Origin of the sequence: Sodalis sp. RH19, from assembly GCF_047324215.1 — a bacterium.
Lineage (GTDB): Bacteria > Pseudomonadota > Gammaproteobacteria > Enterobacterales > Enterobacteriaceae > Acerihabitans.
This window is the reverse complement of record NZ_CP178734.1, coordinates 4,874,346-4,897,670: the sequence shown is the minus strand read 5'-3', so window position 1 is coordinate 4,897,670 and position 23,325 is coordinate 4,874,346. Positions and strand designations below refer to the sequence as shown.

At 57.7% G+C, this 23,325-nt stretch carries 23 protein-coding genes; 3 read left to right on the top strand and 20 right to left on the bottom strand.

What is annotated here, in order from left to right; translation table 11 throughout:
• Positions 1-50 precede the first annotated feature (50 nt).
• From tatC to ACL2XF_RS21985, 12 genes are all read right to left on the bottom strand, one after another.
• The gene (tatC, locus tag ACL2XF_RS22040) at positions 51-830 is read right to left on the bottom strand and encodes a Sec-independent protein translocase subunit TatC (protein WP_410013099.1); all 780 of its coding nucleotides are present in this window, start codon (positions 828-830) and stop codon (positions 51-53) included.
• A complete protein-coding gene (gene tatB / locus ACL2XF_RS22035; protein WP_413727535.1) occupies positions 830-1,519 on the bottom strand; it encodes a Sec-independent protein translocase protein TatB in 690 nt (229 codons plus the stop codon). The genes tatC and tatB overlap by 1 nt, the downstream gene beginning before the upstream one ends.
• Before the next feature lie 3 nt (positions 1,520-1,522).
• Complete coding sequence (tatA, locus tag ACL2XF_RS22030) at positions 1,523-1,858, bottom strand: Sec-independent protein translocase subunit TatA (RefSeq protein ID WP_413727534.1); 336 nt, start codon at positions 1,856-1,858, stop codon at positions 1,523-1,525.
• 59 nt (positions 1,859-1,917) lie between these two features.
• Positions 1,918-3,555 (bottom strand): ubiquinone biosynthesis regulatory protein kinase UbiB, encoded by a 1,638-nt coding sequence (ubiB, locus tag ACL2XF_RS22025; RefSeq protein WP_410013097.1) that lies wholly within the window; start codon positions 3,553-3,555, stop codon positions 1,918-1,920.
• Complete coding sequence (gene ubiJ, locus ACL2XF_RS22020; RefSeq protein WP_413721640.1) at positions 3,552-4,157, bottom strand: ubiquinone biosynthesis protein UbiJ; 606 nt, start codon at positions 4,155-4,157, stop codon at positions 3,552-3,554. The genes ubiB and ubiJ overlap by 4 nt, the downstream gene beginning before the upstream one ends.
• A gap of 12 nt (positions 4,158-4,169) precedes the next feature.
• Positions 4,170-4,928 carry a bifunctional demethylmenaquinone methyltransferase/2-methoxy-6-polyprenyl-1,4-benzoquinol methylase UbiE gene (gene ubiE / locus ACL2XF_RS22015; RefSeq protein WP_331120775.1) on the bottom strand — a complete coding sequence of 253 codons (759 nt, stop codon included), beginning with the start codon at positions 4,926-4,928 and terminating at the stop codon, positions 4,170-4,172.
• A 74-nt stretch (positions 4,929-5,002) separates the two neighbouring features.
• A complete protein-coding gene (rmuC, locus tag ACL2XF_RS22010) occupies positions 5,003-6,640 on the bottom strand; it encodes a DNA recombination protein RmuC (RefSeq protein ID WP_413721642.1) in 1,638 nt (545 codons plus the stop codon).
• A gap of 70 nt (positions 6,641-6,710) precedes the next feature.
• On the bottom strand, positions 6,711-7,241 hold the full coding sequence (locus tag ACL2XF_RS22005; protein WP_410013094.1) for a DedA family protein: 531 nt from the start codon (positions 7,239-7,241) through the stop codon (positions 6,711-6,713).
• Positions 7,242-7,381: 140 nt separating this feature from the next.
• Positions 7,382-8,146 carry a uridine phosphorylase gene (udp, locus tag ACL2XF_RS22000; RefSeq protein WP_410013093.1) on the bottom strand — a complete coding sequence of 255 codons (765 nt, stop codon included), beginning with the start codon at positions 8,144-8,146 and terminating at the stop codon, positions 7,382-7,384.
• Positions 8,147-8,249: 103 nt separating this feature from the next.
• A complete protein-coding gene (locus ACL2XF_RS21995) occupies positions 8,250-8,759 on the bottom strand; it encodes a hypothetical protein (protein ID WP_413727533.1) in 510 nt (169 codons plus the stop codon).
• A 342-nt stretch (positions 8,760-9,101) separates the two neighbouring features.
• Positions 9,102-9,611 carry a hypothetical protein gene (locus ACL2XF_RS21990; protein ID WP_413721643.1) on the bottom strand — a complete coding sequence of 170 codons (510 nt, stop codon included), beginning with the start codon at positions 9,609-9,611 and terminating at the stop codon, positions 9,102-9,104.
• A gap of 121 nt (positions 9,612-9,732) precedes the next feature.
• A complete protein-coding gene (locus tag ACL2XF_RS21985) occupies positions 9,733-10,515 on the bottom strand; it encodes a hypothetical protein (RefSeq protein ID WP_413727532.1) in 783 nt (260 codons plus the stop codon).
• 251 nt (positions 10,516-10,766) lie between these two features.
• On the opposite strand from ACL2XF_RS21985, the gene ACL2XF_RS21980 reads away from it, so the two are divergent.
• A complete protein-coding gene (locus ACL2XF_RS21980) occupies positions 10,767-11,594 on the top strand; it encodes a dienelactone hydrolase family protein (protein WP_410013089.1) in 828 nt (275 codons plus the stop codon).
• A gap of 32 nt (positions 11,595-11,626) precedes the next feature.
• On the opposite strand, the gene metE is transcribed toward ACL2XF_RS21980, so the two are convergent.
• Positions 11,627-13,903 (bottom strand): 5-methyltetrahydropteroyltriglutamate--homocysteine S-methyltransferase, encoded by a 2,277-nt coding sequence (metE, locus tag ACL2XF_RS21975; RefSeq protein ID WP_410013088.1) that lies wholly within the window; start codon positions 13,901-13,903, stop codon positions 11,627-11,629.
• Positions 13,904-14,005: 102 nt separating this feature from the next.
• Here metE and metR point away from each other — a divergent pair, with 102 nt between their 5' ends.
• Positions 14,006-14,941 (top strand): HTH-type transcriptional regulator MetR, encoded by a 936-nt coding sequence (gene metR / locus ACL2XF_RS21970; protein WP_410013087.1) that lies wholly within the window; start codon positions 14,006-14,008, stop codon positions 14,939-14,941.
• Here metR and ACL2XF_RS21965 read toward each other — a convergent pair.
• Positions 14,847-15,746 carry a carboxylate/amino acid/amine transporter gene (locus tag ACL2XF_RS21965; protein ID WP_413727531.1) on the bottom strand — a complete coding sequence of 300 codons (900 nt, stop codon included), beginning with the start codon at positions 15,744-15,746 and terminating at the stop codon, positions 14,847-14,849. The two genes, metR and ACL2XF_RS21965, sit on opposite strands and share 95 nt — an antisense overlap.
• 144 nt (positions 15,747-15,890) lie before the next feature.
• Positions 15,891-17,567, bottom strand: coding sequence for a gamma-glutamyltransferase (ggt, locus tag ACL2XF_RS21960; RefSeq protein ID WP_413728845.1), 1,677 nt, complete (start codon positions 17,565-17,567; stop codon positions 15,891-15,893).
• Positions 17,568-17,782: 215 nt separating this feature from the next.
• On the opposite strand from ggt, the gene ACL2XF_RS21955 reads away from it, so the two are divergent.
• Positions 17,783-18,076: a DUF2756 domain-containing protein gene (locus ACL2XF_RS21955; RefSeq protein WP_410013085.1), complete on the top strand. Its 294-nt coding sequence runs from the start codon at positions 17,783-17,785 to the stop codon at positions 18,074-18,076.
• A 179-nt stretch (positions 18,077-18,255) separates the two neighbouring features.
• Here ACL2XF_RS21955 and ugpQ read toward each other — a convergent pair whose 3' ends face one another.
• From ugpQ to ugpB, 5 genes are all read right to left on the bottom strand, one after another.
• Positions 18,256-19,005: a glycerophosphodiester phosphodiesterase gene (gene ugpQ / locus ACL2XF_RS21950; protein WP_410013084.1), complete on the bottom strand. Its 750-nt coding sequence runs from the start codon at positions 19,003-19,005 to the stop codon at positions 18,256-18,258.
• Positions 19,002-20,078: a sn-glycerol-3-phosphate import ATP-binding protein UgpC gene (locus tag ACL2XF_RS21945; RefSeq protein WP_413721648.1), complete on the bottom strand. Its 1,077-nt coding sequence runs from the start codon at positions 20,076-20,078 to the stop codon at positions 19,002-19,004. The genes ugpQ and ACL2XF_RS21945 overlap by 4 nt, the downstream gene beginning before the upstream one ends.
• A 6-nt stretch (positions 20,079-20,084) precedes the next feature.
• Entirely contained in the window at positions 20,085-20,930 is an 846-nt protein-coding gene (ugpE, locus tag ACL2XF_RS21940; RefSeq protein WP_410013082.1) for a sn-glycerol-3-phosphate ABC transporter permease UgpE, read from the bottom strand.
• Positions 20,927-21,817, bottom strand: a complete 891-nt coding sequence (ugpA, locus tag ACL2XF_RS21935; RefSeq protein WP_410013081.1) for a sn-glycerol-3-phosphate ABC transporter permease UgpA — start codon at positions 21,815-21,817, stop codon at positions 20,927-20,929. The genes ugpE and ugpA overlap by 4 nt, the downstream gene beginning before the upstream one ends.
• Before the next feature lie 65 nt (positions 21,818-21,882).
• Positions 21,883-23,202 carry a sn-glycerol-3-phosphate ABC transporter substrate-binding protein UgpB gene (gene ugpB / locus ACL2XF_RS21930; protein ID WP_413721649.1) on the bottom strand — a complete coding sequence of 440 codons (1,320 nt, stop codon included), beginning with the start codon at positions 23,200-23,202 and terminating at the stop codon, positions 21,883-21,885.
• Between the last annotated feature and the right edge of the window lie 123 nt (positions 23,203-23,325).

The window sequence follows — 23,325 nt, the reverse complement described above, 5'->3', positions numbered from 1 at the left end:
TTAAAACCAGAACCGCCCGAAAGGGCGGTTCAGAAGCTGACAAACGACGCTTAGTCCCCATCCTGGGGATCTTCGGTATTGTCGTCCGATGTGCCCTCCTGGCCGCGCCGTCCTTTGCCGACGTAAAACCGGGCGCAAAAAAGGCCGATTTCAAACAGCAGGTACATCGGGATCGCCAGCAGCGTTTGGGAAAAAACGTCCGGCGGCGTCAAGAGCATACCGACCACAAAGGCGCCGACCAGTACATAAGGCCGTTTTTTCTTCAGATCGTCGGGTGTGACCACGCCGGTCCAGCATAACAGCACTATGGCTATCGGCACCTGGAACGACACGCCGAAGGCCATAAACAGCGCCATGACAAAATCGAGGTAATTATTGATGTCGGTGGCGATCAACACCCCGCGCGGCGCGGTTTGGGCAAAGAAGCTAAAGGCCAGTGGAAAGACGATAAAATAAGCAAAGGCCATGCCCGCATAAAACAACAGCGTGCTGGAGAACAGCAGCGGCATCATCAGACGCCGTTCATGCTTATATAACGCCGGCGCGATAAAGGCCCAGACCTGGTACAGCAGCAGGGGCGCGGAAGCAAATACCGAAACGATAATCGTCAGCTTGATAGGCGTAAAAAACGGCGACGCCACATCGGTTGCGATCATACTGGCGCCGGCCGGCAAATGTTTGATCAAAGGTGCCGAAACGATCTGATAGATATCATTGGCGAAATAGACCAGCGCCAGGAACACCGCCAGCACACTGAGAATGCAGTACAGTAAACGCTTACGCAGCTCGATTAAATGGCTGATAAGCGGTTGGGTATCTTCAACGGCCATTATTCGCGATCATTATTTTTAAGGGGTGTGGGGGCGGCCGCGCTGTCCGGCGCCGGAGCCTGTCCGTGCCGGAGCAGGGTAGCATCATGTGGGAACGGGCCGTTATTGGCCGGCGTGGGCGTCGCCGGCGGTGCTTCGGCCTGGGCCGGCCTGGACGTTGTCGGCGCTTCGGCCTGGGCCGGCTGGGACATTGTCGGCGCTTCGGCCTGGGCCGGCTTGGGCGTTGTCGGCGCTTCGGCCGTCATCGGTCCGGGTGTCGCCGCCGGCGCCATCGGCGGCGCGTCTGCTTGAGTTGCGCCTTCCGCCGGCGTCACGCCGTCATGAATCGCTTCCGGATCGGTTATCAACGGGTTATGGATCGTCTGGGGCGTGGTCTCGCTATCGGGAACCATTTTGCTGTGAAAGCTTTTTTTCATGGAATCGGCCGCTTCGCGCAGCTCTTCCATTGAGGCTTTCAGTTCCGGCGACAGGTTATCCTTGCTGGCCTGCTCGACTTTTTTCAGGCTGTCCTGCAATTCCTGCAGCTTAAGCTCTTGGCTCAATTCGTTTTGTACCGTGGAGGCCAGCGAGCGTAGCGCCCTGACCCAACCGACCACGGTACGCACGGCCACGGGCAAACGCTCGGGGCCGAGAACCACAAGCCCAATCACGAACACCAGGGCCAGTTCACCAAATCCAATGTCAAACACAGCTTATACCTGCTTGTTGTCTTTGTTTACCGTTTCGTCCGGCCGCGGCGGCTGCGGCTGAAGGGGTTGCTGCGCCGGCTGGGATTGCTGCGGCTGCGGCTGGGATTGCTGGGGTTGAGGCTGCTGCGGTTGTGCGATGGTCTTCGCCGCAAAGTCAGCATCCTGGTCGGTTTTATCCGTGTCCCGCGGAGCAGGTTTGTCATCATCGTTCATGGCCTTTTTGAAGCCCTTGATGGACGCGCCCAAATCCGCGCCCATGCCGCGCAGCTTGTTGGTGCCGAATAGCAGCACCACGATGACCGCGATAATTAATAATTGCCAAATACTGATGCCGCCCATGATATTACCTCTGTTTAGGGGTTAATTCGAGTTACCGGATTTTGCCGGACCCGCAAAATTTACGCAGTGCGTTTCCAGCCAACGATCCAGCTTACTATGCCGGCAGCCATTAACCAGGCGGGAAACGATGACATCTCGTTACCCAATGATAATAAAAAAGTACCGCACAGCAGCAGCGTGGCGCCGATACCGAATAAAAACCGCGCCTGCCCCTGCCGGACGTGCTGTCCTTTTAGCTCGACGGTCAGCTTGTCGACGCTCTTTTGCAGCGATCTATGATGCTTGAATCCTTCATAAATCAGTTCCGGCAGTTCGGGCAGTTTTTCCGCCCAGAACGGCGCCTTTTCCTTCATCGCCCGCAAAATAGCCGGGATACCCACCTGATCCTTGATCCAGGTTTCCAGGAAGGGTTTGGCCGTTTTCCATAAATCCAGCTGCGGATAAAGCTGGCGGCCGATACCCTCAATGTAGAGCAGCGTTTTTTGCAGCAATACCAGCTGCGGCTGCACTTCCATATTAAACCGCCGGGCGGTGTTGAACAGATTCAGCAAGACGTGGCCGAAGGAAATATCCGCCAGGGGTTTTTCGAATATGGGCTCACACACGGTACGGATGGCAAACTCAAAATCCTCCACGTTGGTATCGGGCGGCACCCAGCCCGAATCTACATGGAGTTCCGCCACCTTACGGTAATCGCGATTGAAAAACGCAATAAAATTCTCAGCCAGATAGCGCTTATCTTCTTTATTCAGCGAGCCGACGATGCCGCAATCTATCCCGATATACTGCGGGTCGTCCGGATGTTCAAAACTGACGAAAATGTTGCCGGGATGCATGTCCGCATGAAAAAAACTATCACGAAACACCTGCGTAAAGAAGAGCTGCACGCCGCGTTCCGCCAATAATTTCATATTGGTTCCCTGTTTTTCCAGCGCCGCCACGTCGGAAACCGGCACACCGTAGATGCGCTCCATCACCATCATGGTTTCACTGCAATAATCCGGGTAAACCTCGGGGATATACAGCATCGGACTGTTCTCGAAGTTGCGCCGCAGCTGGATGCAGTTGGCGGTTTCGCGCAGCAGGTTCAGTTCATCAAGCAGGGTTTTTTCATATTCCAGCACCACTTCCACCGGCCGCAGGCGGCGGCCGTCCGGCAACAGCCGGGGCAGCCAGCTGGCCAGGCGGTACATCAGGCGCATATCGGCCTTGATCATCGGCATGATATCCGGGCGGATCACTTTGATCACCACCTCTTTGCCGTTTTCTTTTAAACGCGCGGTATGCACCTGGGCAATAGAAGCCGATGCCAGGGCGACCTGATCGAAATCATCGAACCAGGCCTCCAGCGGCTGTCCCATGGCTTTTTCAATATGCTGGCGCGCCAGCGCGCCGTCGAAAGGCTTGACCCGATCCTGCAGCATGGCCAGCTGATCGGCAATCACCGGGGGAAACAAATCACGCCGGGTCGACAACATCTGGCCGAACTTGATCCAAACCGGCCCCAGTTCCTGAAGCGCCAGGCGCAACCGGACCCCCAACGGCTCATCAAGATGCTCATTGGGAAGCCAGAATATCAGCCGGCGTCCCAGGCGCAGCGGCAGGGTGAGGCGTATTTTGGGAATCAGCTCGTCCAGCCCGTAACTGAGCAGCACCCGCACGATAAAATAAAGGCGACGCAGTTCTCCCACAATCATCGGCCGGACTCCAGTTTTGCCAGGCGGGCCGTTAAGGCGGCCCCAGCGCGGTCTATCGCATCGACTTCGTCACTGAACCACGCCAGCTCCAGGGAGGAAGGCGATAAGCGCCACTCCTCGGTTACCGCCTGGCCCAGCCGGGTTTGCTGTTCGCCCAGGCGCCGTCGCAGCCCGCAGGCATGGGCGCGTAATTTTTGTGTCAAGCCTTCGGCGACGATATCGCCCACATAAGGCGCCAGTAGCTCCGCCGGGTCTACCTCGGCCATGTCCAGCAGCGCGACAAACTGCTGCACCACCTGCAAATCCCCGTCTACGTCCAGTGAGCCTTGTTTGATTAATAACGGCAACTGCTGGCGCCGGCGCAGGGCCGGCAGGGCGGAGAAGTGCGTTCTGACGGTACAGTCGGCCGGTCCGTCCCAGGCGGCCAATACATCCGCCTGGCTCTCGCCGAACACCAGGATAACCGGGCTGTCCAGTTCGGCCAGCTCAAAGCGCAGCACCTTGCCCTTCAGGCGTTGGCGTGCCGGCTTCAAAAACCCATCTTTATACAGCAGGCGTTTCAGCGCGGTTTCAAGCGTTGCGGTAATCAATAACATCAGCATGTCATTTCCCGATCAGAATTTGTAACCGCGGTGCAGGGCAACGATACCTCCGGTCATATTAAAATATTCGGCGCTGTCAAAACCGGCGTCCAGCATCATGGCTTTCAGCGTTTCCTGGTCCGGATGCATGCGGATGGATTCGGCCAGGTAACGGTAGCTGCCGGCGTCGCGCGCCACCATCTCGCCGATGCGCGGCAAGACATGGAAGGAGTAGAGGTCGTAGGCCTTGTTCAACGGCTTGAACAATGGCGTGGAGAATTCCAGGATCAGCAGGCGTCCGCCCGGCTTAAGCACCCGGTACATGGAGCGCAGCGCCTGCTCTTTTTCGGTCACGTTACGCAATCCGAACGAGATGGTGATGCAATCGAAGGTGTCGTCCGGGAACGGCAATGCCTCGGCATTGGCCTGCACATAACGCACGTTGCCGATGATGCCTTTGTTACGCAGCTTTTCGCGGCCCACCTTTAACATGGAATCATTGATATCGGCCAGCACCACTTCGCCCTCCTCGCCCACCAGGCGGGAAAACTTGGCGGTCAGATCGCCGGTGCCGCCGGCCAGATCCAGAACCTTCTGCCCGCGGCGCACGCCGCTGCAATGAATGGCGAAACGTTTCCACAGACGGTGGATGCCAAACGACATCAGGTCATTCATCAAATCATATTTTGCCGCAACGGAATGAAAGACATCCGCCACCATGACCGCCTTCTCGTCCTTAGCAACGGTGCGGAAGCCGAAATGGGTCGTTTCACGCTGGTCTTCATCTGCCATGTTTTTATGCCCTGCTTGATCAGTTATCAGAGAAGTGTAACAGAAGCGGGCTGAAAGCCCCACTCCGACACCCCCTACCTGAGCGGGTATTCTTCCTGCTCCCGGTGCGAAGTCTCCGCCGCCGGGGCGTCCCCGTCAACCGGCGGCGTTAATTCATCCCCGCCGGGTTTCAGATCGCCGCCGCGCCCGCCCGCTTCGTCCGCGGACAGCGCGCCGTCATCGTCATACAGCCCTGAGACCGCCCCTTCCCCCGGCGGGTCGGTATAGGGTTGGCGCCCGGATTCCTCCGCCAGGACCGGATTGATCGGACGTTTGATTTCAACGCCGAGCGCCCTGAACCCTTCAGCCTGGCTGATGAGATTACCACGCCCCTGCGCCAGTTTATTCATGGCCTGGCGATAGACTGCCTGCGCTTTGTCCAGGCTTTGGCCGACGGCGGTCATATCGTCGACGAACAGCCGCATTTTGTCGTACAGCCGCGCCGCCCGCTCGGCAATATGCTGCGCGTTGCGGCTCTGGTGCTCATAGCGCCACAGGTTATTAATGGTGCGCAGCGCCACCAGCAGCGTAGTCGGGCTGACGAGCATGATATTCTGCTTCAGCGCCTCGCCAATCAGCTCCGGCTGCTTATCTATAGCCAGCATAAAGGCCGGTTCGACGGGGATAAACATCAACACATAATCCAGCGAGCGTAAACCAGGCAATTGTTGGTAATCTTTTCTGCCGAGCAAACGCATGTGCCCGCGCAGCGAATTGATATGCTCCAGCAGCGCGGCCTGGCGCTCCAGGTCGTCATCGCTGTTGAAAAAACGTTCATACGCCACCAGGGACATTTTGGCGTCGATGACCACATCCTTGCCCTGCGGCAGGCGCACGATCACGTCGGGCTGCATGCGGTGGACAGCATCGACCTGGATATTCACCTGGGTCTGGTATTCATACCCTTCCCGCAGTCCCGAGGCTTCCAGCACCCGGCTCAATACCACCTCGCCCCAATTGCCCTGGGTTTTGTTATCGCCTTTCAACGCGCGGGTAAGGTTAACCGCTTCCCGCGCCATTTCGGCGTTAAGCTGCTGCAGGCTGCGGATTTCATGGGTGAGGGTATGGCGCTCGCGCGCCTCCTGCCCGAAACTGTCCTGGACCTGCCGGCGAAAGCCGTCCAACTGCTCGCGCAGGGGGATAAGCAGCAAATCCAGGCTTTGCCGATTGAGTTCATCCACTTTACGCCCGCTTTGTTCGAAGATCCGGTTGGCCAGGTTTTCAAACTGCGCCGCCAGCCGCTGCTCGCTGTTGACCAGCAGGCGCTGTTTTTCCTCGGCGGCCAGACGGGTTTCCTCCAGGCGAATGGTGACTTCGCGCAGTTCCGCTTCCTGCGCGCTGTTCACCTCGCGCTGCGCCCGCAGTTCCTGGTTCAGTTGCTCGCATTCGCCGCGCCAGTGCGCCAACGGCGCCAGCCGTTCCTCGGCGGTGGCGAGACGCCCGTACAGGTCGCGCATCTCCCGCTCAGCGGCGCGCAGCTGCTGCTCGCACTGGCGATAAGCGGCCTGCGCACGTTCCACCTCCTGCTGCGCCGTCGCCAGAGATTGCGTGCGCAGGCGCAGCTCCGCCTCAGCGCGCCCCTGCTGCCGCTGATAACGGGTCGCGGCGATAAGCAGACCGGCCAGCACCCCGATTGCCAAGCCGCCCAGGCCGTAAAACAGGCTGAAATCCATGTTACCTCCGCCTAAAACAATACTGACTGCCACGTTAAGGGCGAACTGTATAGATGTCCAGCGGGTTTTATCAGCCGATGAAACGGCTAAGCCATTGGATGCCAAACGCCCCGGGCGCCAGCAGGCCGAAAGCCCAGACCGCGGCCGAGCCGAGATTGGCCAGTTGGAAATAGAATCTGGGCATGCCGCAAATGCCGGCTACCAACGGCACCACCGCGCGCAGCGGGCCGAAAAAACGCCCGAAAAAGGCGCCGGCGATACCCCAGCGGTCGAAAAAGGCCTGCCCGCGCGCCAGCATATGGGGATGCCGGGAAAACGGCCAGAGATGCTCTAGCCGCTCCTGGTAATGATATCCCAGCCAATAGGAGAGCCAGTCGCCAAAAAAACCCCCGGCCACCGCCGCGGCATAGACCGGCCAGAAAGCAATGCCGGCCTCGCCGATAAGTGCGCCCAGCGCCAGCAAAATGACGGTGGCGGGCAGCAGCAGCGATAAAAACGCCAGGGATTCGCCAAAAGCGAGAATAAACACGAGCGGAATGGCCCAGAATTGCTGCTGGCGGACAAATTCGGTGGTATGGGCAATGATTTCATCCAATGACAAGGCGGCTCCCTTGGCGCAGGGCGGTAAAGTACCGGGAAGACCGGTAGGGGGAGTTTGTATCCTATGATGCCATGATAAAGCGCGGGTAGATTAAACAGGGGGCAAACGACCGGGAATTTTATCCCGGCCGCGAAAAAGGCTCAGGCAAGCAGCAGCCGGGCGGCTTCAACCACAATGCTTACCGCCGCGCTTTCCGTTTGCTGCATCGTCAACGCGTCGGGGATTTCCTGTTGGGTGCGGTTGACGATCACCCCCGCCACCATGCCGGCGCGTAACCCCTGGGTGGAGCACATGGTCAATAAGGTGGCGGATTCCATTTCATAATTCATCACCCCCATTTCCTGCCATTCGCGCATGGACCCCTTGAAGCGGCTGACCACCCGTCCCGAAAAGGTGTCATACCTTTCCTGCCCCGGATAAAAAGTATCCGACGAGGCGGTAACGCCGATATGGACCCCGGCCCCGAGTCGCCGGGCCGCCGTCACCAGCGCGGTGGTACAGTCGAAATCGGCCACCGCGGGATATTCCATGGGCGCGAAATGCAGGCTGGCGCCGTCGAGTCGCACCGCGGCGGTGGTCACCAGCACATCCCCTACCGGGATTTGCGGCTGTATGGCGCCGGTGGTGCCCACCCGCAAAAATGTCCGGATGCCCAATTGCGCCAATTCCTCGACGGCGATGGAGGTGGACGGGCCGCCGATGCCGGTGGAACAGACAATCACCGTCTGACCGGCAAGACCCGCGCGCCAGGAGGTGAATTCGCGGTGGCTGGCCAGCGGCTCGGGATCGTCCATCAAACGGGCGATTTTCTCCACCCGCTGCGGATCGCCGGGAATGATGGCCAGGGTGGCGCCGCGCAGATCGGCATGCGTCAGGCCAAGATGAAAGACATCGGAAGCGGACATGGCAGATACCTCTGAGAATAAAATGTTAGCACGCAGATAATATCGACATTATCCATTTTTTATCCGCCATTGTCCGGTGGCATGTCACATTCACTGAGACAGGCTAAGCCGTCGCCACCTCATGGAACAATAGCTTCATTTTCTCATTGTCCCGAATGGCCGTAATCAGGCTGGCGAAGACCTCATAAGGCGTCATATGCCCCCCATCGTCGATGATTCCCCTCAGCCAGGTACCGATTATGGTCCACGCCTGCTCTTTCATCAGGGACATCACCTCATACAGCAGTTTCTGGACGCCGTATTGCGCAACTTTTATTCCTGTAGCAAACAAAGACGCGACTGACGAGACCTCGCGGCCGATACCGAACAGGCGCCCCACCGCGTTGCCGACGCCGGCAAGCCCCGAGACCAGTTTCGTCAGCCCGCTGGCGTTAACTATTTTTTGCGCGAAGCGGGCGACGGCCGTAAAGGGCGAGGTGGCGGAGGCCTCCGGAGCGTTTTTAACCCCGAAAACACGTTTGGCTAATATCTTTTTGCCCGGACCGCTGTTTTGTTCAGTGGTTTTTGGGACTACAGTACTGTCTGGCATGGAATGACTGGCAGAGATATACATGACAATTCTCCCGTGACATGGAATTTGATAAGGCCTGCCCTTTTAACATAGCTATTAATTACTCCTGATAATAGTTTCTTGGCTATCATAAAAGGAAATATCCTTTTTCTGGGTAGTGAAATGCAAAAAATGAGAATACGGAATATAATTCAAGCGCAGCACTTTGAATGAACGTTGCATTTTCGTCAAAGACAATTTTCATTTAATGCTATTTTTATTGGGCGCTATATAAGTAAGATTAATGGCGCCCAAACCGGCCGAGATATTTATAGAGAGAGCCATTCCCCGAAAGGAGGCTCACCGGCCGGGGAAATCAGCTCTATATCCCCCTCCCCAAACACGTTAGGACATAGAGAAGGTTATCAGCAGATAGTTGATTATGGGATGTTCACTAATACATGCCGCTAAGTACTCACGAACGACTCCCGCGCCGACATTCATCATCTCGCTCACTTTATCAAGGCAGGTTTGCAGCATAGGGTATAACGTTTCCCGGGAGAAAGAGGTTATTTCCTCCAGTAGGGGCGATGCGCCTTTTTGCACCGCGTCGGCAAGATAATCATAGACTTTGGCCAGGATAGCCATCGAACCGCTTACCGTTCCCGCAATCACGAATGCCCTCCCGGCTCCCGCGAATGAAGCGGCCAGGGGACTGGACCCGAGCCCGATAACGGCGCAACCGAGCGCCGCGCCTTGCATGAGTGTGACCAGTTGTGGCGCAATGGTGGACAGGGTGTCGACACCGTTCCTGACCATTTTCAGCATACCCGCCAAACCGCTGGGGGCGTTATCGGCGGCGGCGTTTACGCCGATCGCCACCGGTGGGGGTAGATGGGCAATGGATATCGTCATGAAAAAACCTTTAAAATTGTAAAAACACCCGGCAGAATTTGTCTCATCCTGCAAACTTTAGTACGTGAATATAAATAAACTACTCACTTGTTGCGTTATTATTACCACGTCAAAATTATCTTCATTGCCTCGATGGCTGCATAAAAAGGTGGCTGAGCAAGAGGAATATCTTTTGCGTCATATTTTTCAGCGCATCAAAAAAAGGATTGATGATAAGATCTTTTATCGTCAAAACTGCACGCTCAATAGCTGTATTTATCTTACCGCTTAGGAATTTGAATGCGGCCACTATATTATCTATTAAATTTTTCGCTTGAATAAAAAAAGCCACTGATTTCTGCAATGCTTTTAAAAAAAACAGACCTTTTTCATAGTCGTTTTTTTCTTTCTCAACGAGATTGATAATATCATGTGTGCTCTTGCTCACCAGTTCGGCCATACTCAACGGGACGCAAAATGCTTTCTCATGTTCGGGGTTTACTATTCTATTAATAAGATCAGGTAAATGGCTATGGGTGATAAATTTAATCATGCCGACAAGGGGCATATCCTGATTTCTAGGGCCATGGCCCGGATAATGCTCGGTTGCATTTAGGGCGAACCCGCCTATTGCCGGCATTTTCTGCATAAAAAGGCCCCCGTTAGCGCAAAAATGAGTCACATTTCCTACGTATTTCATAAGAGTTGACATTTTACGGAAATACATTCGCTCACATAAATGTTCGGCAGCGAAGGCGATCTGGCTTATATAATAAAATGAATTGGCCATGCTTATTACGCTATTCACAATCTCTTTTAGGCTGTTTTTTAATCTATCAAGGCAATGTGATCCACGGAGGTGAAGAAAGCCATCCGCCAAGGCGGGGGGGTGGTGATTTATATATACAGTGTCCATATTAACCATATTGAAATATTCCTGTCAGAAGCAATAGATAAACTAAATACTTAAAATATTCTTATCTGTTAAACCAAGCTGACCTTAACTAACAAAAACCATAAAAACTTTAAAAAAAAGCTCTTTTCGCCGGTGACGTGATATTTATCACCTATTTAGAAAGCTTTTCCATGCAAAAAAATGGCCGTTCTCGACGGTTCAATAACCCGCCGACTTGACTATAATAAGGGCTGCAATCACTGGATAACCAAGGTATCCCAATGACTCCTGACGACACCATCGCTTCGGTAACCTCCCGCGCCGGATTTGCGCCGGCCGCCGGTACACCGGCTTCCTCTGCGATCCATACCGACGACATCGGGCTGATTGCGGCCATGACGACGATTACCACCCAGGGTAAGGAAATGCCGGCCTATATGGCGCGTCCCGCCGGGGATGGCGAACGCTTTCCGATAGTGCTGGTCGTCCAGGAAATTTTTGGCGTGCATGAGCATATCCGCGACCTGTGCCGCCGCCTGGCAAAACAGGGCTATCTGGCCGTGGCCCCGGAGCTTTATTTCCGCCAGGGCGATCCGAGCGCTTATGATGATATTCCTACATTATTCCAACAGTTGGTCAGCAAGGTACCGGATTCTCAGGTGATGGCCGATTTGGATCATACCGCGCATTGGGCGGCGCGCCATGGCGGCGACAGCCGGCGCCTGGCGATCACCGGTTTTTGCTGGGGAGGGCGAATCGCGTGGCTGTATGCCGCCCATAATCCGCAGCTCAAGGCGGCGACGGCCTGGTATGGCAAACTGGTGGGTGACAAAACCCTGACTACGCCACGCCATCCGGTGGATGTCGCCGCGGAGCTCACCGCGCCGGTGCTGGGTTTGTACGGCGGGCAGGATACCAGTATTCCGCAGGCGAGTATTGATGCCATGCGCCAGGCGGTCAGCGCCGCCAACGCGGTTGCGGAGATTATGGTCTACCCCGATGCGGGACATGCGTTTAATGCCGATTACCGCGCCAGTTACCATGCGCCGTCGGCCATCGACGGCTGGCGGCGTATGCTGGCATGGTTTGATAAGTACGGCGTGAAATAAATTAAGGCGCCGGAAGGCGCCTCTTAATTGGCTTATCTTTGTTCGGCGCGCAGTCGTTTCGCGGCGCTGACCATATTCGCCAGTGACTGGCGGGTTTCCGGCCAGGCGCGGGTTTTAAGTCCGCAATCCGGATTGACCCACAGGCGTTCCGCCGGAATACGCTCGGCGGCCTTGCGCAGCAGCGTGACGATCCACTCCTCGCTCGGCACGTTCGGGGAATGGATATCATAAACGCCGGGTCCGATTTCATTGGGATAATCAAATTCCTTAAAGCTTTCCAGCAGCTCCATATCCGAACGCGAAGTTTCGATGGTGATCACATCGGCGTCCAGCGCCGCAATGGCATCCATGATGTCGTTAAACTCGCAGTAGCACATATGGGTATGGATCTGGGTGTCGTCGCGCGCCACCGCGGCGTTCAAACGAAAGGCCTCCACCGCCCATGCCAGGTAGGCCGGCCACTCGCTTTGCCGCAGCGGCAGCCCTTCACGCAGCGCCGGTTCGTCGATCTGGATAATGCCGATGCCCGCCTGCTCCAAATCCGCCACTTCATCGCGCAGCGCCAAAGCTATCTGGCGCGCAATCGTCTTACGGCTGACATCCTCGCGCGGGAACGACCAGCACAGGATGGTCACCGGACCGGTAAGCATGCCTTTCACCGGCTTGTCGGTCAGCGACTGGGCATATTGCGCCCATTCCACGGTGATGGGCGACGGGCGGCTGATATCGCCGATGATAATCGGCGGTTTTACACAGCGGGAGCCGTAGCTTTGCACCCAGCCGTTTTGCGTAAAGACAAAGCCGTCCAGATGCTCGCCGAAGTACTCCACCATATCGTTGCGCTCGGCCTCGCCGTGCACCAGCACATCAAGCCCCAGGCGTTCCTGTTCGGCGATGGCGTGTTTAATATGCTCGCCAATCCCGGTGCGGTAGCGCGCTTTATCCAGGCGCCCGCGTTTGAAGTCCAGGCGCAGGCCGCGGATATCGGCGGTTTGCGGGAATGAACCTATGGTAGTGGTCGGCCATGCCGGCAGGTCAAAACGCCGGCGCTGCACCTGGGCGCGCTGCGTATAAGGCTGTTGGCGCCGGCTGTCCTGCGCGGTGATTTTTTCCAGGCGGGCGCTGACCTGCTGATTATTGACCCGGCTGGAATGACGGCGATTGCGGATAGGCTGGCTGTATTGCGCCAGTTCCCGCAGATGCGCGTCATCGGGCTGCGCCAGCGCCGCCCGCAGCAGTCCCAGCTCGGCGCATTTTTGCAGGGCAAAGGCGAACCAGCTTTTCACCTCGTCGTCCAGACGGGTCTCGACGCTTAAATCTATGGGGCTGTGCAACAGCGAACAAGAGGTTGCCACCCATAGCGGGCGCTGGCCGGCCAGCGGCTGGATGCGCTCAAGGCAGGCGGCAAGGTCGGCGCGCCAGACGTTGCGGCCGTTGATGATGCCCAGCGACAGCAGCCAGTCCGCCGGCAACTGCGCGTGCAGTACAGCAAGATTATCCTTGCCCGCCACCAGGTCTACATGCAGGCCCTGGACCGGCAACGCGCGAATCTGGTCCAGATGGTGGCCGATACTGTCGAAATAGGTGGTCAGCAGCAGCTTGACCGATCCCTGCAAATCCTGATAGGCGGTTTGATAGGCGTCACGCCAGGCCTGCGGCAGTTCCAATACCAGCGCCGGCTCGTCGATTTGCACCCATTCGATACCGCGTTTAGCCAGCTCCGCCAGTACCTGGCGATACACCGGCAATATTCCGGTCAGCAGCGACAGGCGGTCGAAGGCTTCACCCTTTACCTTACCCAGCCACAGATAGCTGACAGGCCCCAGCAGCACCGGCTTGACGTTATGGCCCAGCGCCAGGGCTTCGTCCACTTCGTCCAGCAGTTGCGTCCAGCCCAGGCGGAAAGATTGGCCGCGGGAAAACTCCGGCACCATATAGTGATAATTAGTATTAAACCATTTGGTCATTTCCGCGGCGGCGGCGGGTTCACCGGTAGGCGCCCGGCCGCGGCCGATGCGAAACAGGGTATCAAGATCGGACGCATTGGCGCCGTCGCGATGGCGCGCCGGCACATTATCCAACATCAGGCTGGTGGTCAGAACATGATCATACCAGGCAAAATCGCCCACCGGCAGCAGGTCCACGCCGGCATCTTTCTGCTGTTGCCAGTGGCGCGCGCGCAGTTCGCGGCCCACGGCCAGCAAGTCCTGCTGCGACGATTTCCCTGCCCAATAGCTTTCCTGCGCTTTTTTCAGTTCGCGGTGCAAGCCCACGCGCGGAAAACCCAGTGTGTGACTTAAAATTGCCATTGCTCTCTCCCATTTAGACGTCCGGATGTTTACACATCCATATTCACCATGTACTGTATTATCCACAAGCGCAAATTATTCACTTCCAGGTGAAACACCCTCATGATCGAACTTAAACATCTGCGCACGCTGCAGGCGCTGCGTAACAGCGGCTCGCTGGCCGCCGCGTCGGCGCAGCTTCACCAGACGCAATCCGCGCTCTCGCATCAGTTCAGCGATCTGGAGCAGCGGCTGGGCTTCCGGTTGTTCGTGCGCAAAAGCCAGCCGCTGCGTTTTACCCCTCAGGGCGAGATCCTGCTGCAGCTGGCCGAACAAATCCTGCCCCAGGTGCAGCAGGCGCTGCAAAACTGCCTGGAGCCGCGCCAGACCACGCTGCGCCTGGCCATTGAGTGCCATAGCTGTATTCAATGGCTAACGCCCGCGCTTACCGAATTTCGCGAGCTATGGCCGCAGGTACTGGTGGATTTTCGCTCGGGCGTAACCTTCGATCCGCAGCCCGCCCTGCAGCAGGGCGAGCTGGACCTGGTGCTGACCTCGGATATCCTGCCGCGCAGCGGGCTGTTTTATGTGCCGATGTTTGATTATGAAGTGCGGCTGGTGCTGGCGCCCGATCATCCGCTGGCGTTAAAAGAGCGGATAGCGCCCGCGGATTTAAGCGAGGAAGTGCTGATGATTTACCCGGTTCAGCGCCAGCGTATGGATATCTGGCGGCATTTCCTGCAGCCGGCGGGCATAAGTCCGGTACTCAAGAGCGTGGACAATACCCTACTGCTGATACAGATGGTGTCGGCGCGCATGGGCATCGCCGCGCTGCCACATTGGGTGGTGGAAAGTTTTGAGCGCCAGGGACTGATTGTGACCAAGACCCTGGGTAAAGGGCTGTGGAGCCGGCTTTACGCCGCGGTCAGGGACGGCGAGCAGCGCCAGCCCGTCATCGAGGCCTTTATTCGCTCGTCTCGTCAGCATGCCTGCGCGCATTTGCCGTATGTGCGGGATGCCCAACGATCCAGCGGCGGTGAACCCACAGCGACGCCATGATCACCAACGCGCCGACGATAAAACTCGGCCAGTGCGGCTGTTGTTGCCAGATGGCGAAATTGACCAGCAGGCCGGCGGGAACATGAAAGTTATTCATAATACCGAGCGTACCCGCATCCACCTGGGTGGCGCCGTAGTTCCACATAAAATACCCCAGCGCCGAAGCGCCGACCCCCAGCCAGATCAGCACGCCCCATTGCAATGAGGTGGCGGGCAACTGCTGCGCATTGCCGAACAGACACCAGCCCGCCAGCGCCACGATAAACGAACCGAGGTAAAACCAGGAAAACGCCGTATGCTGCGGCATCGGGTATACCTCCATCAGCCGTTTGTAGCCCACCTGGCCGATAGCGAACATCAAATTGGCCGCCTGCACCAGCAGCAGGCCGTGCCAATAATGCGCACTGACGCCGTCGTAGCGGATGATAGCCGCGCCGGCCACCGCCGGCATGGCGCTGAGCACATATCCCCAGCGCAGCCGGCGACGGCGCAGCAGGTCGTATACCAGCGTCACGTATAAGGGCGTCATGACGGTAAACAGTAAAAATTCCGGCACCGACAGATAGAGATAGGCCCGGTAGCTAATCATATACATGATGCCCAACTGGCAGGCGCCGATCGCCATATACAGCAGCAGCGGCTTGACGCGGTAGCCGCGCCAGCGCAAGAACGGCAGGAAAACCAGCGCCGCAAGCGTAAGACGCACCAGCACCGAAAAATAGCTGTCGACCTGTCCGGCCAGGTATACGCCGATCAGGCTGAATGAAAACGCCCATAAAATGGTGGTGATGATAAGCAGCGGCACGTTGGGCTATCCTGTAAAACCAAAGCGCTATTCTAGCGGATTCGTTTAGATAATTTTGATTAATCGGGTTTACAGATGGATGTTTAATGAGCACACAGGCGGAGACCGGCCGCCGGCCCCAGCCTGCGCCGCCCCAAGGCGGCGTTAATAACCGGCGGTCAGGTCATCAATGGTGCGCGGGTCCGAGGCGCCGGTAAACGTGCCGTCGGGCATCACCATGATGCTCTGCGTACTGCCCATTACCGGCAAGACCTTGATGTGCTGTCCCCGTTCGCCCAGCAGCTTGAGGGTATCGGGGCTAAAGCCTTTTTCCACCCGGAGCTCGTCCGGGGTCCACTGCTGATGAAACCGCGGCGCGGCGCTCGCCTCGGCGACATTCATCTGAAAATCGATGGTATTGACCAGCATTTGCAGCACGGTGGTGATAATGCGGCTGCCGCCGGGGCTGCCGGTAACCAGCCAGGTCTTGCCGTCCTTTACCACGATGGTGGGCGACATGGAGGACAACGGCCGCTTACCGGCCTGGACGGCGTTGGCGTCCCCGCCCACCAGCCCATACATATTCGGCACGCCGGGTTTGGCGGAAAAATCATCCATTTCGTTATTGAGCAGAATGCCGCTGTCGCCGGCCATGATGCCGCTGCCGAAATACGTGTTGAGGGTATACGTTACCGCCACCGCGTTGCCCTGCCCATCCACCACCGAGTAATGGGTGGTCTGATCGCTCTCGTAGGGCTGCAACTGGCCAGGCTTGATGGTGACCGACGGATTGGCCCGGTTGACATCGATGCGCTGCGCCAGGGTTTTGGCATAGGCCTTGCTGGTCAGCGCCTGGACCGGAACCTTGACGAAGTCCGGATCGCCGAGATATTCCGAGCGATCGGCATAGGCGAATTTCATCGCCTCCGCCATCACCTGGATGGCGTCAGCGCTGCCGGCGCCCATATGCGCCAGGTCAAAATTCTCCAGGATATTCAGGATCTGGATAATATGGATGCCGCCGGAGGAGGGCGGCGGCATGGAAAAGACCTGATATCCCCGATAGCTGCCGGATACCGGCTGGCGCGCCACCGCCCGGTAGGCGGCGAGATCGGCCTTGCCGATAAGCCCGCCGTCACGCTGCATCTCGGCGGCGATTTCATCAGCGATGGCGCCCTGATAGAACGCCTGCGGCCCCTGCTCGGCGATAAGCGTAAGGCTGTGGGCCAGCTGCGGCTGGCTGAGTCTCTCCCCCTCGGCATAGGGCTGGCCGTCAGCTTTAAAAAATACCGCCTTGCTGTTCGGATGGTTGATAAGCGCTTCTCTGCCATAAGAGGCCAGGTCGTCGGCCAGGGCCTTATCAACGCTAAACCCCTCCCGGGCCAGCTTAATGGCCGGCTGCATCACCCGGGCCAGCGGCAGGGTGCCGAAACGGTCCAGCGCCAGCGACATACCCGCGACGGTGCCCGGCGTACCGGAGGCCAGCGGACCGGTCAGCGAACGTTTGCTGTCGGCGTTGCCGTCCGGGCCGATAAACATATCGCGCGTGGCCCCGGCCGGCGCCATTTCACGAAAATCAATCGCCACCGTTTCGCCCTGTCGCGTGCGCACCAGCATAAAACCGCCGCCGCCCAGGTTGCCCGCCTGCGGGTGGGTTACCGCCAGCGCGTACCCTACCGCCACCGCCGCATCCACCGCGTTGCCGCCCGCGCGCAGGATATCCAACCCCACCCCCGTTGCCGTCTCGTCTACCGTGGAAACCATGCCGTGCCGGGCATACACCGGATGCTGGATATCATTTTCAATGCCGTAGGACAACGGCGCGGCGCCGGCAGGCGGCATGATCAGCAACAGGGCAAGGACCAGCGACAACAAGCGACCGGAGGAAAGAATAGGCATAAGGTTTTCTTCCTGATGGTTTTATTTATTTACTTATTAACCAATTTAACGGCAGTTTCAATATTTACCTGGGACGCCGCACGCAAATACGCACGCTTCACCCTGCGTTTGGCGCGTTTAACGGTTAAAATGATAAAGTCATCATCACGGAGCCACTCATGAAAACCTATTTTTGGCTATTGCTGCCGGTCATGCTGGCGTCGTTTGCGGTTACGGCGGCGGTTAAACCCCTCACGCCCGCGCAGCGCAACGATCCGTTTGCGCAAAGCCCGGCCCAGCAACAGTTGAAACAGCAGATGCAATCCAGCGCGCAGCAGCAGCAGCTCCGCTTGCAGCAACAGCAGCAAGCCCAGCAGCAACAGCAGCGCAGCCAGCTGCAATCGCAGCTTAACAACGATCGTCAGCGGGCGCAGCAGAACACGCCGCTAAAACAGCCGCAGCAAAATCCCTGAGCCAGGGGTCAACCCGGCGCGAAATTCGCGGTGCCTGTCGTCAGGCGAGGAGCCCGGGTTGGTGCGGGTTTATGCCGCGGACCCTACCGGTGGCGGCCTGGTGGTTCGCAGGATATAGGATGTCAGCATGCCAGGCGTCAGCGCGCCCGCATAGCTAAAAGGTGGCGCTAGCTATTGGCCTAGCTATTGGCAAAATTGGGCCCGATCAAATCAATCCGGTCGGTACACAGGGTATCAACCCCCCAGCTCAGCAGGGCGCGCGCTCTATAAGGGCTATTCACGGTATAAGCCAGGATATGCAGGCCGGCATCGGTGATTTTCGCCACCCGCTCTTCAGTCAGCACTTCATGATTCAGGTGCAGCGCGCTGCACTGGAGTTCCTGGGCGAGCCGCGGCCAATTATCATCCCAAAAGTGCAGCAACAACCCGCGCGGCAGTTGGGGAGCAACCTGCAAAGCGGCCGCCAGCGCGTCGACGGAAAACGAGGACAACAGCGGCGGCACGTCGCACTCTTGCCACAGCTGAACCGCCGCCTGCGCCACGGCGCGACCGGTGCCGATATCGGTGCCGGTGGTGGGTTTGATTTCGATATTCACCGCCAGGCCATGCCGCTCGCAGCGGGCGGCAACGTCCGCCAGCAGCGGCAAGGGTTCGCCGCGGAACTTATCGTTGAACCAGGCCCCGGCATCCAGCAGCGCCAGATCGTCCCAGGCAAAGTGGCCGGCGATGCCATGGCCGTTGCTGGTACGATCCAGCGTATCGTCATGCAATAAAAAAATCTGTCCGTCGGCTGAAAGCTTCGCATCCAGCTCAATCATTTTATGGCCATAGCGTGCGCCGGTATCAATGGCCGCCAGGGTGTTTTCAGGTGCCAGCGAGCCGCCGCCGCGATGCGCGACGATGGTCGGATAAGGCCAGTTTTTTGTCATAAGTCCACCCGGGATCCGCTTAAGGGATCAAAAAAGTGCCATGCATGGGCAGGACACCGTAAATAAAGTATCGTCCCAATGGCGGGCTGCTCATCATGCGGCAGTCGTATCACCATGGAACGCCCACCCCAGCGCCCATGGACCAGGTTATCCGCACCCAGTTGCTCAAGTGAAATAATTTCCAGCGCCGGGCCGTCAGTTGCGCGCCCTGACTGTTCAATATGCTCCGGACGGATACCCGCGGTCAACTCGCGCCCGCGCCATTGCGCGCCGACGGCGGGCAAGGGCAGCGACGGGCCGCCGCTGACCTGGAAGCTGCCGCCATCCTCGCTTACGCGTCCCGGCAGCAAATTCATGGCGGGAGACCCCATAAAACCGGCGACAAACAGCGATGCCGGGCGGCGATAAATCTCCGTCGGGGTGCCGATTTGCTCCACCCGCCCCTTGTTCATTACGATCACCCGCTCCGCCAGCGTCATGGCCTCTACCTGATCGTGGGTCACATACAGACTGGTGGTCCTCAGCCGCCGATGCAGTATTTGCAGTTCCAGCCGCATCTGGGTGCGTAATTTGGCGTCAAGATTGGATAACGGCTCATCAAACAGGAATACCGCCGGCTCCCGCACCAGCGCTCGCCCCATCGCCACGCGCTGGCGCTGCCCGCCGGACAGTTCGCGCGGCTTGCGTTTCAGCAGTTCCCCAAGTTCCAATATCTGCGCCACGCGCTCCACCAGCCGTTGGATATGCTGTTTGCCGAAACCGCGAATTTTCAGGCCGTAGGCCATATTGTCATAGACGCTCATATGGGGGTAGAGCGCATAATTCTGAAACACCATGGCAATGCCGCGATCCTTGGGTTCACGCTCCGTCACCCGTTCGCCATCAATATAAATATCGCCGCTGCTGACGCTCTCCAGCCCCGCGACCATGCGCAGCAGGGTCGATTTGCCGCAGCCGGAAGGCCCGACCAGTACGATAAACTCCCCGTCGGCCACGTCCAGGTTTAAGGGCGCTATCACCGACGTCTTGCCGTCATAGGTCTTTTCGACCGCTTGTAAAATCAAACTCGCCATAATGTTTTATTTCTCGCTATCAACCAGGCCGCGCACAAACCAGCGCTGCATCAGCAATACGATTGCCAGGGGCGGGATCATGGTCAGCAGCATCGCCGCCATCACATAATTCCATTGCGTGGCGCTGTCGCCGCTGGCGATCATGCTGCGGATGCCCGCCACCGCGGTGCCCATCGCGCTGTTGTTGATAATCAGGATCGGCCACAGATACTGGTTCCAGCCGTAGATAAAGATGATCACAAACAGCGCCGCCAGATTGGTTTTCGACAGCGGCAGCAGGATATCCCACAAAAACCGCAGCGGCCCGGCGCCGTCGATGCGCGCCGCCTCCAGCAGTTCATGGGGAATGGTCATAAAGAACTGGCGGAACAGGAATGTTGCGGTGGCGGATGCCATCAACGGCAACGTCAGGCCGGTATAGCTATCAAGCAAATGCAGATTGGCTATCACATCGACGGTGGGAAAAATACGCACTTCCACCGGCAGCATCAGCGTCATGAAGATCAGCCAGAAAAACAGGTTGCGCAATGGAAAGCGAAAATAAACGATGGCGTAGGCGGATAACATCGACACGCTGATCTTGCCCAGGGTGATTCCCAGCGCCATGACCAAGCTATTGAACAGCAGCCGGCTGAACGGCACCGCCTGGCTGCCCACGCCCTCTTGCCAGACATGGCGGATGTTTTCCCACAGATGGCTGCCCGGCACCAGGCTCAACGGCACCTGGAACACCTGGCGGTTGTCCATGGTGGCCGCCACCAGCGCGATATATAACGGCAGCAGAATAACGGCAACGCTTAGTATCAGTATTAAATGGCTGAAGATATCCAGTCCGCGGCGATGTTCTATCATTGATATCGCACCTTACGCTCGACAAAACGAAACTGGATGACCGTCAGCACAATCACCACCATCATCAGCACCACCGACTGCGCGGCGGAACTGGAGAGATCCAGGCCGGCAAAACCCTCGCGGTAGATTTTGTAAATCAGGGTAGTGGTGGCCTGCACCGGCCCGCCGGCGGTTGCCGCGTCGATGACCGGAAAGGTATCGAAAAAAGCGTACACCAGGTTGATGACCAGCAGGAAAAAGCTCACCGGCGTGATAAGCGGCAGCGATAAATCGATAAATCGCCGTACCGGGCCGGCGCCGTCGATGGCTGCGGCCTCCACCAGTGAACGCGGAATGGATTGCAGCGCGGCGAGGAAAAACAAAAAGTTATAGCTTACCTGCTGCCAGATGGAGATCAGCACCACCAGGAACATCGCCTGCCCGCTGTTTTGCGCATGATTCCAGTGATACCCCAGATTATTAAGCAGATAGGCGATAAGCCCCAGCCCGGGGCTGAACAGGAACATCCATAATACCGCAGCCACCGCCGGCGCCACCGCGTAGGGCAATAGCAGCAGCGTCTGGTAAATACGTTTGCCGCGCAGCACATAATCCACCAGCGCCGCCAGCAACAGCGCCACCAGCAGGCCGATGCCGGTCACCAGGCCGCTGAAGATAAGCGTCGTGACCAGGGAATCCAGATAATATTCATCCTGTGTCAGCTGGACAAAATTATCCAGGCCGACAAAGGTATTCTCTATTCCGAACGGGTCCACCCGCTGCACCGAATACCACAGCGCGGTCCCCGCCGGCCAAAGAAAAAAAATCGCGGTAATCACCAACTGCGGCAGCACCAGAAGATAGGCCAGCCAGCGTTGTTTGAATCCGCGATGGGGCGCGATAGCCATAAACAACCCAACCCGCAATGCAAAAATGTACCCGCCGCACGGCGCGGCGGGTCGCCAACTGAGGTTTACTTCAGCGATTGTTCAAACCGGCGCAGCAACTGGTTGCCGCGTTTAACCGCGCTGTCCAGGGCCTCCTGAGGCGTGGCCTTGCCGGTCCAGACGCGTTCCAGCTCTTCGTCCACCACGGTGCGGATTTGCTGCATATTGCCCAACCGCATGCCTTTGGTGAACGGCAACGGCGGTTTATTCAGCATCTGGCGGGTGGCGATATCGGCGCCGGGGTTTTTGTCATAAAAACCCTGGGATCGGGTCAGCTCATACGCGGCGGTGGTGATGGGCAGGTAACCGGTTTTCTGATGCCACTCGGCGGCGATATCAGGCTGGGCAAGGAACTGCAGGAACTCCGCCACCCCTTTATAGGTCGCGTCATCCTTACCGCTCATCACCCACAGGCTGGCGCCGCCGATAATGGCGTTTTGCGGCGCGTTCTTCACGTCGGCGTCATACGGCATCATACCCACGCCGTAATTAAACTTGGCATACTGGCGAATCGCGGCCAGGGAGCCTGACGAGGCGGTGGTCATGCCGCATGAGCCGTTGTAAAACTTCTCGGTGGACTCGTCCTTACGGCCGAAATAGCTGAAATCCCCTTTCTTGTTCATGTCCGACAGCAATTGGATATGTTTCACCTGCTCGGGCTTATTAAAAATCAGCTCCGCGTCGTTGCCGGCAAAGCCGTTATCCTTGGTCGCCACCGGCAGGCCATGCCAGGCGCTGAAGTTCTCGATTTGGATCCAACCCTGCCAGCCGCTGGCATAACCGCATGCCATACCGCTGGCGCGCAGTTTAGCGGCCGCCGCGGCCAGTTCCTGCCAGGTTTGCGGGGCATGTTCCGGATCCAGTCCGGCTTTTTTAAAGGCGTCCTTGTTGTAATACAATACCGGGGTCGAGCTGTTGAAGGGTTGGGACAGCAGATGCCCGGTCTTACTGTCGCTGTAGTAGCCGGAAACGGTGGGCACAAACGCCGACTCATCATTCTTGATGCCGGCCTGTTCAAACACCTGGTACACCGGCTTATAGGCCTTGCTGGCCATCATGGTGGCGGTGCCGACTTCATACACCTGCAAAATCGCCGGCGCGGTGCCGGTACGGAATGCCGCGATGCCCGCCGTCAGACCCTGCTCGTAATTCCCCTTGTACACCGGCACGACATGATAATCAGGATGCGTCTGATTAAAGCGCGCGGCCAGGGAATCCACCTCGGTGCCCAGCACACTATCCATTGAATGCCAGAAAGGAATTTCGGTCACTGCCTGGGCGCTGGTGCTCACGGCCAGCGTCAACGCCACGCTTAAGGCGGCGATACGAATTGAGTGCTTCAACATGCCATGCTCCTGAATGCCGGAAAAGTTCATCGGCCTGTAACATGACATGCTGAAATGACAGAAAAATAACACCCTTATGACAGCGGGGTGACAGCGCGCGGCGAATTCTTCGCCCAGCGCGTC